At 72.2% G+C, this 16541-nt stretch carries 17 protein-coding genes; 6 read left to right on the top strand and 11 right to left on the bottom strand.

Annotated elements, in window-relative coordinates:
* Nucleotides 1-169: 169 nt before the first annotated feature.
* The 5 genes from metC to ASG60_RS11140 form a co-directional block, all read right to left on the bottom strand.
* Nucleotides 170-1357, bottom strand: coding sequence for a cystathionine beta-lyase (metC, locus tag ASG60_RS11160; RefSeq protein WP_056168044.1), 1188 nt, complete (start codon nt 1355-1357; stop codon nt 170-172).
* A gap of 180 nt (nt 1358-1537) precedes the next feature.
* Nucleotides 1538-2293, bottom strand: a complete 756-nt coding sequence (locus ASG60_RS11155; protein WP_056385634.1) for an amino acid ABC transporter ATP-binding protein — start codon at nt 2291-2293, stop codon at nt 1538-1540.
* A complete protein-coding gene (locus tag ASG60_RS11150; RefSeq protein WP_244476643.1) occupies nt 2290-3426 on the bottom strand; it encodes an amino acid ABC transporter permease in 1137 nt (378 codons plus the stop codon). Before ASG60_RS11150 ends, ASG60_RS11155 begins: the two co-directional genes overlap by 4 nt.
* Nucleotides 3427-3443: 17 nt before the next feature.
* Nucleotides 3444-4604 carry an ABC transporter permease subunit gene (locus tag ASG60_RS11145; protein ID WP_056385631.1) on the bottom strand — a complete coding sequence of 387 codons (1161 nt, stop codon included), beginning with the start codon at nt 4602-4604 and terminating at the stop codon, nt 3444-3446.
* 228 nt (nt 4605-4832) lie between these two features.
* On the bottom strand, nt 4833-5933 hold the full coding sequence (locus ASG60_RS11140) for an amino acid ABC transporter substrate-binding protein (RefSeq protein WP_082531728.1): 1101 nt from the start codon (nt 5931-5933) through the stop codon (nt 4833-4835).
* Between the two features lie 263 nt (nt 5934-6196).
* Between ASG60_RS11140 and ASG60_RS11135 the strand changes: the two genes are divergently transcribed.
* The gene (locus tag ASG60_RS11135) at nt 6197-6541 is read left to right on the top strand and encodes a hypothetical protein (RefSeq protein ID WP_056385629.1); all 345 of its coding nucleotides are present in this window, start codon (nt 6197-6199) and stop codon (nt 6539-6541) included.
* A 171-nt stretch (nt 6542-6712) separates the two neighbouring features.
* Nucleotides 6713-7570 (top strand): EamA family transporter RarD, encoded by an 858-nt coding sequence (rarD, locus tag ASG60_RS11130; RefSeq protein ID WP_056263939.1) that lies wholly within the window; start codon nt 6713-6715, stop codon nt 7568-7570.
* A 19-nt stretch (nt 7571-7589) separates the two neighbouring features.
* On the opposite strand, the gene ASG60_RS11125 is transcribed toward rarD, so the two are convergent.
* Nucleotides 7590-9119, bottom strand: a complete 1530-nt coding sequence (locus ASG60_RS11125) for a methyltransferase regulatory domain-containing protein (protein ID WP_056168065.1) — start codon at nt 9117-9119, stop codon at nt 7590-7592.
* Nucleotides 9120-9342: 223 nt separating this feature from the next.
* Between ASG60_RS11125 and ASG60_RS11120 the strand changes: the two genes are divergently transcribed.
* Entirely contained in the window at nt 9343-10353 is a 1011-nt protein-coding gene (locus tag ASG60_RS11120; RefSeq protein WP_056168067.1) for a P1 family peptidase, read from the top strand.
* 166 nt (nt 10354-10519) lie between these two features.
* Here ASG60_RS11120 and ASG60_RS11115 read toward each other — a convergent pair whose 3' ends face one another.
* Together ASG60_RS11115 and ASG60_RS11110 are read right to left on the bottom strand one after the other, a co-directional pair.
* Nucleotides 10520-10801 (bottom strand): hypothetical protein, encoded by a 282-nt coding sequence (locus ASG60_RS11115; protein ID WP_056168070.1) that lies wholly within the window; start codon nt 10799-10801, stop codon nt 10520-10522.
* Between the two features lie 27 nt (nt 10802-10828).
* Entirely contained in the window at nt 10829-11035 is a 207-nt protein-coding gene (locus ASG60_RS11110; protein ID WP_056168073.1) for a hypothetical protein, read from the bottom strand.
* Nucleotides 11036-11412: 377 nt separating this feature from the next.
* Between ASG60_RS11110 and ASG60_RS11105 the strand changes: the two genes are divergently transcribed.
* Entirely contained in the window at nt 11413-13002 is a 1590-nt protein-coding gene (locus ASG60_RS11105; RefSeq protein ID WP_056168076.1) for an ATP-binding protein, read from the top strand.
* 21 nt (nt 13003-13023) lie between these two features.
* On the opposite strand, the gene ASG60_RS11100 is transcribed toward ASG60_RS11105, so the two are convergent.
* Nucleotides 13024-13614, bottom strand: a complete 591-nt coding sequence (locus ASG60_RS11100) for a superoxide dismutase family protein (RefSeq protein ID WP_056385627.1) — start codon at nt 13612-13614, stop codon at nt 13024-13026.
* A 296-nt stretch (nt 13615-13910) separates the two neighbouring features.
* Between ASG60_RS11100 and ASG60_RS11095 the strand changes: the two genes are divergently transcribed.
* Entirely contained in the window at nt 13911-14546 is a 636-nt protein-coding gene (locus ASG60_RS11095; protein WP_056385625.1) for a hypothetical protein, read from the top strand.
* Between the two features lie 86 nt (nt 14547-14632).
* Here the strand turns inward: ASG60_RS11095 and ASG60_RS11090 are convergent, their stop codons facing one another.
* Nucleotides 14633-14965 (bottom strand): GcrA family cell cycle regulator, encoded by a 333-nt coding sequence (locus tag ASG60_RS11090; protein ID WP_274533779.1) that lies wholly within the window; start codon nt 14963-14965, stop codon nt 14633-14635.
* 265 nt (nt 14966-15230) lie between these two features.
* Between ASG60_RS11090 and ASG60_RS11085 the strand changes: the two genes are divergently transcribed.
* The gene (locus tag ASG60_RS11085; protein WP_056385623.1) at nt 15231-16229 is read left to right on the top strand and encodes an NAD-dependent epimerase/dehydratase family protein; all 999 of its coding nucleotides are present in this window, start codon (nt 15231-15233) and stop codon (nt 16227-16229) included.
* Nucleotides 16230-16260: 31 nt separating this feature from the next.
* On the opposite strand, the gene ASG60_RS11080 is transcribed toward ASG60_RS11085, so the two are convergent.
* A partial coding sequence (locus ASG60_RS11080) for a transketolase C-terminal domain-containing protein (RefSeq protein WP_056385619.1) occupies nt 16261-16541 on the bottom strand: 281 nt, incomplete at its 5' end.

Genomic DNA, 16541 nt, shown 5'->3' with positions numbered 1-16541 from the left:
CCGAGCCCCCCGACCCGGTTCGCCGGGGGGCCTCCCGCGTGGGAGGCGAGTGCCCGGACTGAACCACGAAATAGGAATATTGTCAAGAAATTTCGGTGTTCAAGGTGGGACCGATCCTGCCGTGGTGAGGCCGATGGCCCATGAGGGACGCGCGCAGGCGTTCTGCGGTTCACATCGCCGCGCGCAGCCGCGCGAACCCCGCGTCGAGGTCCGCCTGCAGGTCCGCGACGTCTTCGAGCCCGATGTGGAAGCGCAGGCCCGGGCCCTCCGGGGCCCAGGTGGTGGCGGTGCGGTAGGTGCGGCAGTCGAACGGGATGACGAGGCTCTCGAAGCCGCCCCAGGAAAAGCCCATGCCGAACAGTTCGAGGCCGTCGAGCAGTGCCGCCACGGCGCGCTCGGGGGCGGGGCGGAGGATCACGCCGAACAGGCCCGAGGCGCCGGAGAAGTCGCGGCGCCAGATGGCGTGGCCGGGATCCTCGGGGAGCGCGGGATGGAGCACCCGGGCCACCTCCGGCCTGGCTTGCAGCCAGCGCGCCATGGCGAGCCCCTGCGCGCCGTGCTCGCGCAGGCGCAGCGCCATGGTGCGTAAGCCCCGCAGGGCCAGGAACACGTCCTCCGGGCCTGCGCACATGGCGAAGTGCTCGAAAGTCCGGTGCAGGGCCGGCCAGTATTTTTGGTTGGCCGAGGTGAGGCCCAGCAGCAGGTCCGAGCCGCCGGAGAGGTATTTGGTGCCGGCCTCCACCGCGATGTCGACGCCGCGCGCATGGGGCGGGAACAGCAGCGGCGTCGCCCAGGTGTTGTCCATGATCACGGCGGCGCCCCGCGCATGGACCACTTCACTGATCGCCGGCACGTCCTGCATCTCGAAGCTCTGCGAGCCCGGCGCCTCCACCAGGACCGCCTTGGTGGTGTCGCGCATCAGGGCGCCGATGCCGGCGCCGACCAGCGGGTCGTAATACTCCACCTCCACCCCGAAGCGCTTCAGGACGCCATCGCAGAAGATGCGGGTGGGGCGGTAGGCGGAATCGCTGACCAGCAGGTGGTCGCCGGCCGAGACCACGGCCATGAGGGCGACGGTGAGCGCCGCCAGCCCCGAGGGGGTCAGCACGGTGCCGGCGGCCCCCGCGAGTTCGCTCCAGGCGCGCGTCAGGGATTCCGTCGTCGGCGTGCCGGAGGTGCCGTAATCGAAGCGGCCGCGCCGGTGCTTGAGGTCGTCGTAGGTGGGAAACAGCACCGTCGAGCCGCGATAGATCGGCGTGTTGACGAAGCCGTGCTGAGCGGAGGGATCGCGCCCGGCATGGACGAGGCGGGTGCTCGGGCCGAAGCGTGCGGGATCGCGGGGCGGTGTGATGGACATCGGCGCCTTCGGGCGGTTCTTCTGGGGATGGGGCGACCACAGCCCGGCGGGGGGTGGGCCGTCAAGTCAGCCTCCCAGGTACTCGACCTGTGACGGGAGATTCGTTCGCTTCCTCGGATCGATCGGACGCATCAAGTCCACTCGTTCGGAAGGCAGGGGGATGCGCGCAGACCGTCCGCCTCACCCCAGGATGCGGCTCAGAAACCCTTGCGTCCTCGGGTGCCGGGGCCGGTCGAAGAAGGCGTCCGGCGCGGCGATCTCGACGATCTGGCCCTCGTCCATGAACACCACCCGGTCGGCCACCGCCCGGGCGAACCCCATCTCGTGGGTGACGCACAGCAGCGTGGTGCCGGCGCCCGCGAGCTCGGTGAGGGTGTCGAGGACCTCCTGCACCATCTCGGGATCGAGGGCCGAGGTCGGCTCGTCGAACAGCATCACCTCCGGTTCGAGGCACAGGGCGCGGGCGATGGCGACCCGCTGTTGCTGGCCGCCGGAGAGTTCGGCGGGTCTGCGGTCGGCCTTGTCGGCGAGCTGCACCCGCGCGAGGTGGCCCATGGCGAGGTCGCGGGCCGCATTCAGCCCGAGGCGGCGGACGTGGAGGGGGGCCAGCGTGCAGTTCTCCAGGACCGTGAGGTGCGGGAACAGGTTGAACTGCTGGAACACCATCCCGACCCGGGCGCGCACGGCGTCGGTGGCCTTGGCGCTGCCGTCGAGGGTGAGGCCCGCGACCCGGATGGTGCCGGACTGGTGCGCGACGAGGCCGTTGATCGCGCGGATGAGCGTCGATTTCCCCGAGCCGGAGGGGCCGCAGATCACCAGGGTCTCGGAGCACGCCACCGTGAGGTCGATGTCGCGCAGGACGTGGGTGGTGCCGAACCAGGCGTCGACGCCCGCGAATTCCACGGCGGGCGTATTCTGGGCAGGCGTGTCCGTCATCGCGCATCCCCCGCCGCGAGGCGGCGCTCGATGAAGCCGGCGTAGCGGGCCATGCCGAAACAGATCGCGAAGTAGAACAGGGCCGCGAAGGCGTAGGCCGTGGCCGGCACGGCGGGGGCCGACCAGCGCGGGTCGGCGCGGGCCGCCTCCAGCACGCGGATGAAGTCGGCGATGCCCACGATGGAGACCAGCGTCGTGTCCTTGAACAGGCCGATGAGGGTGTTGACGATGCCCGGCACCACGATCTTGAGGGCCTGGGGCAGCACGACGGCGCGCAGGGCCTGGGTCTTCGTGAGCCCCAGCGCCAGGGCGGCCCGCATCTGGCCCTCCGGGATCGCCTGGAGGCCGCCGCGCACCACCTCGGCCATGTAGGCGGAGGCGAACAGCGCGATGCCGACGAGCGGCCGCACCAGCCGGTCCACCGTGAGGTCCCCCGGCAGGAACAGGGGCAGCATCACGTTGGCCATGAACAGCACGGTGATGAGGGGCACCCCGCGCCAGAACTCGATGAAGCCGATGCAGGCGTAGCGCACCACCGGCCAGTCCGAGCGCCGGCCGAGCGCCAGGAGGATGCCGAGCGGCAGGGACGCGACGATGCCCACCATCGAGACCACCACGGTGACGAGGAGGCCGCCCCACAGGCCGGTGGCGACGGAAACGAGGCCCAGCGCCGGCATCCCGGCGAGCAGCGCGTAGGCGAGCAACGGAAACACCACGAACAGGTAGGCCGCGCCCCAGGCGCGCTTCGGGGCGCCGAGCCACAGCATCCAGCCCGCCCCGAAGGCCAGCAGGGCGAAGAACAGGTTCGGGCGCCAGCGCTCGGCCGCCGGGTAGGAACCGTAGGCGAGGTAGTTGATCTTGGTCCCGATGAAGGCCCAGCAGGCCCCGACCGGGTGGCCCACCACCTCGGGCCGGCAGGCCTCGCCGGAGGTCCCGGTCCAGACGGCGTCGAACACGAGGAAGCGCAGGGCCAGGGGCACGAGCCAGGCCAGCGCCGCCAGGATCAGGACGGTGACGAGGCCGTCGGTCCAGCTCGCGAACAGGTTGGTCCGAACCCAGGCGAGGGGCCCGCCGAGGCGGCGCGGCGGCGGGGCCGGCGGGATCAGGGTTTTCCGCACGTAACCCTCGGTCAAGAACCCATCGGCGCGGCTCATGGCCGGCCCCCCGCCACGCGGGCGTTGTACCGGTTCATCAGGAGGGCGGTCGCGAGGCTGAGGCTGAGATAGACGCCCATGGTGATCGCCACCACCTCCACCGCCTGGTTGGTCTGGTTGAGCACCGTGCCCATGAAGACGTGGACGAGGTCGGGGTAGCCGATGAGCACGGCGAGCGACGAGTTCTTCGTCGTGTTGAGATACTGGCTCGTCAGCGGCGGCACGATCACCCGCATGGCCTGGGGCAGCACCACGAGGCGCAGGGCTTGGGCGCCGCTGAGCGACAGGGCGGCGGCGGCCTCGCGCTGGCCGCGCGGCACGCTGTCGAGGCCCGAGCGCACGATCTCGGCGATGAAGGCGGCCGAGTAGGTCGAGAGGCCGACGAGGAGGGCCACGAATTCCGGCCGCAGGGCCAGGCCGCCCGCGATGTCGTAGGGGCCGCGCGCCGGCCACGCCACCGGCACGGGATGCCCCGCGAGCGCGAGGCCGGCCCAGGCGAGCGCCGGCGGGCCGAGGCCGAGGAGCGCACCCGGCCACAGCACGGGGACGGGCTTCCGGCCCAGGGCCACGGCGCGGCGGCTCATGCGGAGGAGGAGCCCCATCGCGAAAAGGCCGGCGGCGAAAGCCAGGGGCACAAGGGCGGCCAATCCGAAAAAATCCGGGCGGGGCAGGAAGAGGCCGCGCTGGCTGAGATACGCGCCGCCCCACGCGGCGGGATCGCTCGCCGCGGGCAGGGCGACCCGCACGGCGACGTACCAGACCAGCAATTGCAGCAGCAGCGGCAGATTGCGAAACCCCTCGACGTAGGCGGCCGCGAACGACCGGGCGAGCAGGTTCGACGAGCGCCGGGCGATGCCGAGGGCGAAGCCGAGCACCGTCGAGAGGACGATGGCGAGGGCCGACACCAGCAGGGTGTTGAGGAGCCCGACGAGGAACGCATCGAGATAGGTCGCCGTCGCGGCCGCGTACGGGATCGGGCTCTGGCCGATGTCGAACCCGGCGGGGCGCTCGAGGAAGCCGAACCCGGCCACGATCCCCTGGCGCGCGAGTTTCTGGGCGGCGTTGGTGGCGGCGAAATACGCCAGCGTCGCCAGTGCCAGGACGAGGGCGGCCTGGACGACGAGGGCCCGCCAGGATGAGACGCGGGGCTCAGCCATTCGACGAGGTCCCTCGCCATTGGCCCCGGCCCGAGGGCGTGAAGCGCGACGGGTTCCCTCTCCTGGAAGGAGAGGGCTGGGGTGAGGTGTGCGAACTCTCCGGAGAACCCACACACCTCACCCTGTCCCTCTCCTTCCAGGAGAGGGGACCCGCGTCTCCACATGCCAGGTGTGCCGCATCCCGCAGGGGGGAGAGGGGGGGCGCATCCGCGTTCCGCAAAAGGCCCCTCACCGGATCGGGGGCCCGTATTGCAGGCCGCCCTGGTTCCACAGGGCGTTGAGGCCGCGCGGGATCTTGAGGGGCGTGCCGTCGCCGAGGTTGCGGGCGAAGCTGTCGCCGTAATTGCCGACGTGGCGGACGATCCGGGCGACCCAGTCCGCCGTCAGGCCGAGGCGCTCGCCGTAGCCGCCCTCGAGGCCGAGGATGCGCCGCGCGTCGGGGCTCGGGGCCTCCCGGCGCATCTGCTCCACGTTGTCCTGGCGGATGCCGGCCTCCTCGGCGTCGAGCATGGCGTAGTGGGTCCAGGCGACGATGTCGCGCCACTGGTCGTCGCCCTGGCGCACGCCCGGGGCGAAGGGCTCCTTGGAGATGGCCTCGCTGAGGATCACGTGTTCGTCGGGGTGGGCGGTCTTCAGGCGCTCGCCGTAGAGGGAGGACTGGTCCGTCGAGTAGGCGTCGCAGCGGCCGGATTCGTAGGCGCCGAGCGTCTGCTCGCTGTTGGCGAAGGTGACGACCTGGTAGGTCAGGCCCCGGGTGCGGAACCAGTCGGCGAGGTTGAGCTCCGTGGTGGTGCCCTGCTGCAGGCAGATGGTCGCCCGGTCGAGCTGCTTGACGGCGCCGATGTTCAGGGCCTTTCGGACCAGGAACCCCTGCCCGTCGTAGAAGGTGATCGCCGGAAAGTTCATGGCCGCCGTGTCGCGCGACAGGGTCCAGGTGGTGTTGCGGGCGAGCACGTCGATCTCGCCCGATTGCAGGGCGGTGAAGCGCGCGGCGGAGGATTGCGGGATGAAGCGCACGGCCTCCGGGTTGTCGAAGATCGCCGCCGCCAACGCCCGGCAGAAATCGACGTCGAGGCCGGTCCAGTGGCCCTGGCCGTCGGGCACGCTGAAGCCCGCCACCCCGGGGCTGACGCCGCAGACGAGGTGCCCGCGCGCCTTCACCTGCGCCAGGGTGCCCTCGGCCTTGCCGGTGCCGGTCTTGGTGGCGTCGGTCTTGGTGGCGTCGGTCTTGACTGAATCGGTCTTGGCCGGCTCGGCCCAGGCGGGGAGGGGCGTGCCGAGGAGCGCCAGGGCGAGGAGCAGGGCCGGCCTTGGTCGAACCACGCGCATGCGTCTCCGTAGGGGTTCGTGGGGGATCGGGGCGAGCTCTAGCAGGCTCGGTGGGTTTCGCAAAAGTGGTCCCCGCTTCCGAGCGGAAAACCCGCGCCGTACCAAGGACCTAGACAGGACGAAGCGGTGGCGTCGCCAGGGTGAATTCGCGTGGCCCGGCCGATCGACGGGTCGGGGGCGCGCCGCGTCGCGCGGTTCGTTAACGGCCCTGGGCTAAAGCTGTTGCGGTTCGTGTTGTTCGCGTATCTCGGAAGTGCGTCGCCGTGCGTATCCTGCGTTTCCTTGCCGTGGGCGGCCTCTTCGGGGTCAGCCTGACGATCATCGGCTTCACCTGCGTCGATCGCCTCGCCCATCCGGTGGTGGTGCCGGCACCGCCCGTGCTCACCCTGGCGCGCCCGGTGATGGCCGACCCCCTGGCGACGGGCTCCCTCGGCACCGGTGGGGCCTCGCCCCTGGGCGGCTCCGGCACGGGCCCCCTGTCCGGGGCGCCCGCCCCGACGAAGACCGCCAAGGCCGCGCGGCCGAAGGCGGTGGAGGGGTTCGACACCGAGCGCCTCAACGCCCTCATGCGCGGCGATCCCGCCGTCACCCTGTCGCGCACGCGCTGATGCTCGCAGACCGAGCGGCGCCGATCCCCCGGGCGACGGCCGGTCTCGGCGCCGCTCGGCGGACCTCCGCCGCCGCGCGGTCGCGCGGGCAGACGACGATGCGTTCCACGCCGCGCCGTCTGGTATAAGCCCCGTCCGCGGGACGGCCCGCGGGAGCGGGAGCCTTCGACCTTGGGCCTGATCTACGCGCTCGGCGCCTATCTCAGCTGGGGCCTCGTGGTCCCGGTGCATTTCCGGCTCCTCGACGCGGTGCCGGCCACCAGCATCCTGGCCCACCGCATCGTCTGGTCGGCCGTTCTCGTCACCGGCCTGCTGGTGGCCCTGCGCCGCCGCGTGCGCAGCCCGTTCCCCCTGAGGCCCCGGCACGGGCTCCTCGTGCTCTCGGCCGTCCTCATCGGCGTGAACTGGCTGCTCTACCTGCGCGCCGTCCAATCCGGGCACATGCTGGACGCCAGTCTGGGCTACTTCATCAACCCGCTCGTGAGCGTGGTGCTCGGGGCCGCGGTGCTCGGCGAGCGCCTGCGCCCGGTCCAGGTCGCCGCCGTGTCCCTGGCCGCCGGGGCGGTGCTCCTGGCGGTGGTGGTGGCCGGCCACCTGCCCTGGGTGTCCCTGGCGCTCGCGGCGAGCTTTTCCCTCTACGGCCTCGTGCGCAAGGTGGTGGGGGTCGACGCCATGGTGGGCTTCGCGGCCGAGACCGCCGTGCTGCTGCCCGTGGCCCTGGGCTACCTCGTCCTGTTCGCGCCGCCCGTGGTGACGGGCGATCCCGTGCGGGCCGGCCTCCTCGTGCTCACGGGCGTCACCACCGCCCTGCCGCTGATCTGGTTCGCGGCCGCGGCCGAGCGCCTGACGCTCGCGACCCTCGGCCTGATGCAGTACCTCGCCCCGAGCTGCCTCCTGGTGCTCAGCGTCGTCGCCTACGGCGAGCGCCTCGAACCGCACCGGATGATGCTGTTCGGCCTGATCTGGCTGGCGCTGGCCCTCTACGCGGCGGACGCGTACCGCGCGGCCCGCCGGGCGCGGGCGGCCTGAACGGGCCGCCCGATTCGGGTCAGGCGATCCCGAGCTGGCGGAACACCGGCAGGCGGGTCTTCACGAACGTGTCGTAGCGCTCGCGCAGGTCGGCGAGGTTGGCCTCGTCGCCGTCCAGCGGCTTGCCGTCCTTGACGAGGCGCTGCCCTTGCGCCTGCAGCACCGCCCAGGCCCGCTGCACCGGATCCGCCCCGCTGCCTTGCGCGGCCAGGAACAGCTGCGCCATGCGGTCGGCCGGGACGCCGCTGCCGGTCACCGGCGAGGCCAGGAACTGCAGCTCCTCCGTGGCCTCGGCCCGCTTCGTCACGGCGGCGTTGAAGGCCTTGGTGCGCTTGGCGCGCGCCGCCTCGTCCTTGGGGGAGGGGCAGGGCTGGACGTGGCCCGAGCCGACGAGGATGCCGAACGCCTCCATGAGCTTGCCCCAGTCGAGGGCCTTCACCGAGGGGTCGGCGAAGATCGCCTGGACCGTGGCCGGCCCCTTGGCCAGCACGTCGAGGATCGGGCGGTAGACCTCCTCCTGCAGCTGCGCCTCGCCCAGGCTGCCCTGCACCTTCAGGGCGACGTCGGCGCGCGGCGTCGAGAGGGCGAAGCGCAGATGGGTCCAGATCGCCCGGGAGGAGGGCACCGTGTGGGGCAGGGCGCCCTTGACGTAGACGTCGCGGCGGAACTGCTGGTTGACCATGTAGTCCCGCAGGGTCTCGCGCCGCACGGGATCGGGGCAAGCCTTCAGGATCGCCTGCTGCTCCGCATTGAGGTTGATGGCGTCGACCCCCTCGAGCAGGGCGGCGGAGCCCACGTAGCTGAGCTTCGCCTCGGCCAGCTCGGCCGCCACGTCGGCGACGTAGAACGGCGTCCAGTCGCGGTTGAAGTACTCGTGCGCGAGGTAGCTCCTCGGCAGGCCCTTCATCTTCTCGAAGCGCGGGGCGAGCGCCGGGTTCTGGGTGAAGTACGAGGCCTTGGCCTCGCGCATGGATTCGGCGAAGGCCACGGCCTCGTCGATGCGCGGGATGATCGGGCCGGTGCGGGTGCCGGCGTGGTCCGTGAGCAGGCGGCGCAGGGGCATGGCCGCCGCCCAGCCCGGCAGGGTGTTGTAGCTGATGTAGACGATGCCGCCGGGCTTGAGGCGCCGACGCAGGAATTCGACGATGTGCGCCCGGTTCTCCGGGCTGATCCAGCTGTAGATGCCGTGGAGCGCGATCACGTCGAAGGCCGCCGGCAGGGCCGGCTCGTGGAGAAGCTCCGAAAAGCTGTGGTCGTAGAAGTGGACGTTGGGCGTGCCGGCCTCGGCCGCCAGCGCCCGGGCGCCGGCGATCTGCGCCGGGTTGAAGTCGGTGGCGTGGAAGTCGACGTTGGGGTTGGCCGCCGCCAGCAGGTTGGTGGAGACGCCCTGGCCGCAGCCGAGCTCGCAATAGGCCGCGCGCCCGTCGAGGTCCGGCCCGCGCTGGCCCCGCGTCAGCATGACGAAGTTCAGCAGGGCCGGGGTCAGCTCGCGATAGAAGCCGTGGGTATAGCCGATATCGGCGACGTAGCCTGCCGTCCAAGTGGTCATGTCGTACTCCGAAGGGCGCCGCCCGAGCCAGGCCGGCCCGGTGCGAAGGGAGCGGCGTGCGTGCGATTCCCGCCCCCCTGCAACCGCTCTAACTTCTGGACGGGGGGATGCCTACCCGTCTCCCACGCGAGACCCGCGCGAGACCGGACACCACCGAGCCGAGCCCTCGCCTTGGCCGCCCGCCGCGTGCGAGGTTCGGGCCGATCCGCAGCCGGGCGCCCGCATGATCCACAACCGCATCACCAGCATTGCCGGCCTGCGTGTCGGCCACGCCGAGGATCGTTCCCTCGGCAGCGGCGTCACGGCGCTGATCTTCGACGCGCCCGTGGTGGCCGGCGTCGACGTGCGCGGCGGCGGCCCCGGGACCCGCGAGACCGACCTCCTCGACCCCGAGCGCACGGTGGAGCGCATCGACGCCCTCGTGCTGTCGGGCGGCTCGGCCTTCGGCCTCGACGCGGCGGCGGGCGTCATGGCGGCGCTCGCCGAGGCCGGGCGCGGCTTCGCCGTGGGGACGGCCCGGGTGCCCATCGTGCCCGCCGCCGTGCTGTTCGATCTCCTCAACGGCGGCGACAAGGATTGGGGCCGGTTCCCGCCCTACCGGGATCTCGGCTACGCGGCGGCGCAGTCGGCGGCCGTCGACTTCGCGCTGGGCTCCGTCGGCGCTGGCACCGGGGCCGCCACCGCCAACCTCAAGGGCGGGATCGGCTCGGCCTTCGCCGAGGTTCCGGGCCTTGCCGCCCGGGTCGGCGCGCTCGCCGCCGTCAACGCCTTCGGCCGGGTCACCGTGGGCGACGGCGCGCAATTCTGGGCCGCCCCCTACGAAGTCGGCGACGAGTTCGGGGGACTGGGTTTTCCCCGGACCCTGCCGCCCGAGGCGTTCGACTGGCCGCGCAAAGACGCAGGCCCGGCCGGCGCCAGCACGACCCTCGCGGTCGTCGCCACCGACGCGATCCTCACCAAGGCCCAGGCGAGGCGCCTCGCCGTGATGGCCCAGGACGGCCTCGCCCGGGCGATCCACCCCGTCCACACGCCGCTCGACGGCGACGTGGTCTTCGCCGTGGCGACGGGGCGGGTGCCGCTGGCCGACCCCGTCGGCGACCTTGCGCGCCTCGGGGACGCCGCCGCCCGGACCCTGGCGCGCGCCATCGCCATCGGCGTGCACCGGGCCACATCCCTGCCGGGGTTCGAGCGGATGCCGTCGGCCTGGGCCGAGTGCTTCGGGCGCATGGGCTGAGGCCCGGCCGCCCGGCCAGATCAGGGTTCGAAGGGCCCGGCCCTTCGCGCGTCTTGGTTCGCGGGTCTTGGTTCGCGGGTCTTGGTTCGCGGGTCTTGGTTCGCGGGTCTTGGTTCGCGGGTCTTGGTTCGCGGGTCCTGGGCGGAGCCCCGGAGAGCGCTCCGGCTCAGCCCTCCGCCTCCGCCCTGGCATCGGTGATGAGGCTGGCGAGCCCCGCATCGACCTCGGCGCCGAGGAGGGCGCGCTCGGCGTCGGTGAGGTCGGCGGCCCAGCCGCGCGTGCCGAACCCGTCCGCGCACTTGGCCCGCTCGGCCGTGAGATAGGCCTCCGTCTCGGTGGGCTGCGTCCGCATGGCCTGGACGAGGCCGAACCAGGCCGCGCGCTCCACCACGGCGAGGCGGGCGCGCAGGCGGATCATCACCGCGCGCTCGGGGCTGACATCGTCCATCGGCTGTTCCGTCTCCGGTCTACAGTCTCAGCGCCGGGGTTCGCAGCGCGTCTTCACGTAGGTGTCCTTGTCGTTGCCGTGGCCAGCATTGGCCGCGAGCACCGGGCCCTGCATCAGGCATTCCTGAAGCGTGTGGGCCGGGCCGGTGATGATGTCGAGCGCCGTTTCCCGGGAGCAATCCGGGGCCTGGACGGTGGAGGCGCAGACGAGGGCGACGACGAGGACTGGGTTCATGCCACACCACCTAGATCGCGGGCCCGGCGCGGCAAGGGCGGGGCGCCGCCGGCCCTGCAGGGAAATGCCGGATCGCCCGTCGCATAAGCCCGGCGTGCCGCGCGCCGCCCCGAGATCCTGTTTCGTGCTTGTTTTGTTTCACGGTTTGGCTGCGATATCGTGCAAGGATATTTGTCCTGGGCTTATAGTCTTAGGATGATAATCTAGATTTTGCCTGCCGATCCCCCAGGTATGGGACAAATGACGAACAGAATGGAACAAGTCTGTGGACGTCCGGCGCCCGGGCCGATCCGACCCCGCCCGGCGCGTGTTAAGCTTTTCGTGCGAGAGCCGGGACGCGTCGGGGCGGGTCCCGTCGTACGGCAACCGGAGCGGGCATGAGCGTCGGCATCGAGATGGGACTGAGCATGGGGCCGGGCGCGGAGCCCGCCCGCCTCGACCTCGAGGAGTTGCTGGCGACCCGTCTCCTCGTCCAGGGCAACTCGGGCTCGGGCAAGTCGCACCTGCTGCGGCGCCTCCTCGAGCAGAGCGCCGGATCGGTGCAGCAGGTGATCGTCGACCCGGAAGGCGATTTCGTCACCCTGGCGGAGGCCTACGGCCACGTGGTGGTGGACGGCGCCCACGGCGAGGCCGACCTCCAGGCCATCGCCGCCCGGGTGCGCGCCCACCGGGTCTCCGTGGTGCTCACCCTGGAGAGCCTCGACATGGAGGCGCAGATGCGCGCGGCGGCCGCCTTCCTCGGCGGCCTGTTCGAGGCCGAGCGCACCCATTGGCATCCCGTCCTCGTCGTCGTCGACGAGGCGCAGATCTTCGCGCCGGCCGCCGCCGGCGACGTCTCGGACGAGGCGCGAAAGGCCTCCCTCGGCGCCATGACCAATCTCATGTGCCGGGGCCGCAAACGGGGCTTGGCCGGCATCATCGCGACGCAGCGCCTGGCCAAGCTCGCCAAGAACGTCGCGGCGGAAGCCACGAACTTCCTCATGGGCCGCACCTTCCTCGACATCGACATGGCGCGGGCCGCCGATCTGCTGGGCCTCGACCGGCGCGGCGCCGAGCGGTTCCGCGATCTGGCGCGCGGCGAGTTCGTGGCCCTCGGCCCGGCCCTCAGCCGCCGGCCCCTGGCCCTGCGCATCGGTCCCGTCACCACCTCGGCGCGGTCGGGGTCCCCGAAGCTCGTGCCCCTGCCGGCCCCGGCGGACGCTGACCTGCGCGCCCTCATCCTCACCCGCTCGGCCGAGGACAGCGGCCCGGCCTGGGCGCCGGCCCCCCGCACGCCGCCGGCGCCGCGGGCCACGCCGGCCGATCTCATGCGCGAACTCAGCGCCTACCGGCCCGAGCCCGTGGAGACACCCGAACCCTTGAGCGAGGCGGAGATCCGCGCCGGCTGCGACGCGGTCCTGCGCGGCATCGCCGCCGATCCCGATGCCGGCGGCCAGCCCGTGGCGGTGGTGTATCAGGACTTCCTCGTCCGCTGCCGCATGCGCGGCCTCGACGGCGAATCCCTGAGCCTCGCCGCGTTCCGCCGTCGCCTCGGCGTCGCCCGTGCCGGCCTCGACGAGGCCGAGCCGTCGCAGGCGGATGCGCGGTGGGACGAGGCGCAGGCCGCCGCCGCCGCGCTTCCCGACGAGGTCCAGGGCCTGTTCCTGATGTTGGCCCGCGCCGCCCTGGCGGGCGAACCCTGCCCCGGCGACGAGGCCCTGGCCCGGGCCATCGGCAGCCGCTCGCCCGGCCGGGCCAAGCGCCTGCTCGCCTATGTGGAGACGCGGGGCACCATCGTCTGCCGGATGGATTATCGCGGCAACCGCGTCGTCGCCCTGCCGTCCCTCAACTGCGAGACGGCGCCCGGCGACCCCAAGGCCCCGTTCGGGGACGGGAAAGCCCCGACCGGCGACGCCAAGGTGCCAACGGGCGAGGCCCCGTCGCCGTCGACCGTGCCCGAGATGCCGGGCCTGTTCGCGGCCGAGTGATCCGGCCGCGACGCCGTCAGGCTACTTGATCACCGCGCAGGCGATGCGCGGGCCGGCCCCGCCGATGGGCTGGGTCGTGTGGTCGTCCGGGTTGGCGTGGATGATGAGCGCCGAGCCGTCGCCGTCCTTCAAGCCGCCTTCGCCCGTGAGCGGGGTCTCGCTCGACACCTCGGCGTTCACCGAGCCGTCGGCGTTGGCGTAGACGTTGGGCAGGTCGCCCTCGTCCGGGCCGTCGGGGTTGAGCAGGCCGTGCTTGCTCTGGTCGTGGTTCACGTGGGCCTTCGACTTCTCGAACTTCTCCGTGTCCGAGCAGTCGCCCACGGCGTGGAAGTGGATGCCGTGCCAGCCGGGCGGCAGGCCGCCGGCGTTGATGGTCACCCGCATCACCAGGGCGCTGGCCCCGTCGCGGATGGCGATCCGGCCGATGGCCTCGCCCTTGCCGTTCTGGATGTCGGCCTCGAACGTCTGGGGGGCGGCCGGGGCGGCCGGCGCGGCCGGGGCGGCCGGCCCCGGGGGCGTCGCCTGAGCCGGCGGCTCCTGCGCCTGGGCGGCGGCTGTCAGAGCCAAGAAGGGCAGGGCCAGAAGGGGGGTGATCGTCAGGACGCGTCTCATGGAATGGCTTTCCTCTCCACGCCGGGGGCGCTTCTGAGCCTCAACGAGGCAAGGTCCCGGGTCGATCCGGGACCGTACCGATTCGTCCGATGCGGGGGGCGTCTTCGGACGGGGTGTTTCCAGGGCGAGGCATGCCGCTCCGGCCGCCTTCGCGCAAGCAGTCCGCCCCCGGTACGGCCGCACCCTCCGGTGGACGCCGCGTTGACACTTCCTTAAGGTTTCGTCCGATCCGGGGCGGGATCGTCTGCGATTCGCGCACCCCTCCGCGAAGGCTGGGACTCGATCGGGAGCGCCGCATGTCCACCCCTCTCCCCCTCGTCGCCCTGCTGGCCCTGGTCTGCGCCGGCCCCGCTGCGGCGCAGACCGCGCCCGCCGAGCGGACCTGGACCGATCCCCCGGCGCGGGCCGCCGCGGCATCGGAGGCCCAGTCCGCAGCCGAGCCGGCCCGGGCGGCAGGGAAAGTGCCGCAGTCCGAGCGAACTCTTGCCGAGAGGACCCTTGCCGAGAGGACCCTTGCCGACACTCGTCGTGCCAAGCCGAGCGCTGGCAAGGCCAGGACGAAGGCCACCGTCGCCGAGGCCCCGCGGTCGCGTGTCGAGCCCCGCACCGTGCAGCGGACGCCGAAGGTCCGCGTGGCGGCGGAGTCCCGTCGCGGCGTCACGGTCCGGACCCTGACGCCGACCCGGCCCGACCTGCGCAGCGCGTCGCCCCGCATGGCCCACGCTCAGCGCTCGTCCGCCCGTCCGATGCGCTACGGCTTCATCGCGCCGCCCCCGCCGCCGGGCGGATTCCCCGAGGATCCGCGCGCCCGGCGCATCCGCCAGGCGGAGGCGGCGGGCTACCTCGTCGTGCGCCGCAGCACCGTCGCGGCGCCCGATGGCCGCATCCTGTACGGCTACCGGCCCTACGATCCGGATGACGCCGACGATTGAGTTTTCGCGGCGGCAACGCCACAAACGAAAAACCCCGCCGGGAGACCCGGCGGGGGTGAAGGACGTATCGGTGCTCGTGCGGCGCCTCAGCGCAGGCGGCCCGGGCGGGCCGGCTCGAACACGATGCGGCGGTGATAGGCGCACCAGCTCTTGCCGTCAGGCACCGAGGCGCCACAGCACACGGCGCGGTCGTTGGGCTCACCGATGATGAACTTGCACACGAACGCACCCGATTGCGCGAAGGGAACCCGCAGGGAAGCGGACGGCTCGGCGATCGCATCGGCCTCGCCGACCTGGGACATGCGGACAAGCTGGTTCATGGTTGAATTCGACTCACGGAAATAGGGTGTCGCGGGCCTCGGCCCGACGGGATGATCGAAGGCGCTCGCCGTGTCCCGAACGGCTCGTTTCGCCGTCAGGACCGCGCTGACGGAGCGGACTTTCAGCCAAGCGGAACCGGAAGGATTGGGGCGAGCGGGACGCGATCACGTCATGCTGCTGTTATATATGGCGTTCTCGCGCTCGCAAACAAGTCCCACTGCGTATGCCTGCCCCGGGCCGGGTGCATCGCACTGGCGAAATGGACGGCGCGGGGCGGTTTTTTGAGGTGCGGTGGCGCACGGGATCGGGCACAGGGTCGGGCATGCCGTCCCGTTCCGTTCCCGCACCAGCATGAAAGATCGGATGCGCGTCCTCGTGACCGGCAGCGCCGGCTTCGTCGGCTATCACCTCGGCCGCCGCCTCCTCGCGGCGGGTCACGCCGTCACGGGGTTCGACGGGTTCAGCGACTATTACGACGTCGGGCTCAAGCGCGCCCGGCACGCGGCGCTCGCCGAGCATCCGGCCTTCGCGGCCGTGGAGGGACGCCTGGAAACCCCGGGCCTGCTCCTCGACACCCTGGCGCGGGTACGGCCCGACGTGGTGGTGCATCTCGCGGCCCAGGCCGGCGTGCGCCACAGCCTGGAGAATCCGGGCGCCTACGTGCAGGCCAACCTCGTCGGCACCGCCAACCTCATCGAGGCGGTGCGGGCCCATCCCGTGCGCCACCTCCTGTTCGCCTCGACGAGTTCGGCCTATGGCGGCGCCGCCACGACACCGTTCCGCGAGACCGATCGGGCGGTGTCGCCCCTGACTCTCTACGCCGCCAGCAAGCTCGCCGGCGAGGCGATGCTGCATTCCTACAGCCACCTGTTTTCCATCCCCACCACGGCGTTCCGGTTCTTCACGGTCTACGGCCCGTGGGGGCGGCCCGACATGGCCCTGTTCCTGTTCACCCGGAAGATCCTAGGCGGGGAGCCCATCGAGGTCTTCGCCGAGGGCGCGGCCGAGCGCGACTTCACCTACGTCGACGACCTCGTGGCGGCCATCGCCAGCCTGATGGACACGCCGCCCGGGACGGTCCCCGTGGGGGCGTTCGACACCCTGAGCCCGGTGGCGCCCTACCGCCTGGTCAACATCGGCGGCGGCCGGCCCGTGCGCCTCGACGCAATGATCGACGCCCTGGAGGCGGCCCTGGGGCAGCGGGCCGAGCGGATCCTGAAGCCCCTGCCGCCCGGGGACGTGGCCCGGACCCACGCGAGCACGGACCTCCTGCGGGCCCTCGTCGGCACCGTGCCGGAGACGCCCCTGTCGGTGGGGATCCCGGCCTTCGTGGATTGGTACCGGTCGTATTACGGGGCCTGACGCGCCCCCGACGGATCGGGGGCGGTGCGGGTCAGCGCTGGGTCTGGCCGACGCTGACGAGCTTGGCCGCGCTCCGGGCCTTCCGCTCGGGCAGGGTATCGCGGGCGGTGCGGGCGATGGATTCGGCGTCGAGGCCGGCCTCGCGGTACATGGCGTCGGGGGAGTTGTGGTCCTGGTAGGTGTCGGGCAGCGTCAGGGTCCGCACCCGGACGCGGCCGGCATCCAGCGCGCCCTTCTCGGCCAGCAGATGCAGCACCATGGCGCCGAAGCCGCCCACCGAGCCCTCCTCCAGGGTGATCAGCACCTCGTGGC

This window comes from Methylobacterium sp. Leaf469, assembly GCF_001424745.1.
In the GTDB taxonomy this organism is placed as follows: Bacteria; Pseudomonadota; Alphaproteobacteria; order Rhizobiales; family Beijerinckiaceae; genus Methylobacterium.
This window is presented reverse-complemented; position numbering and strand designations above follow the sequence as displayed.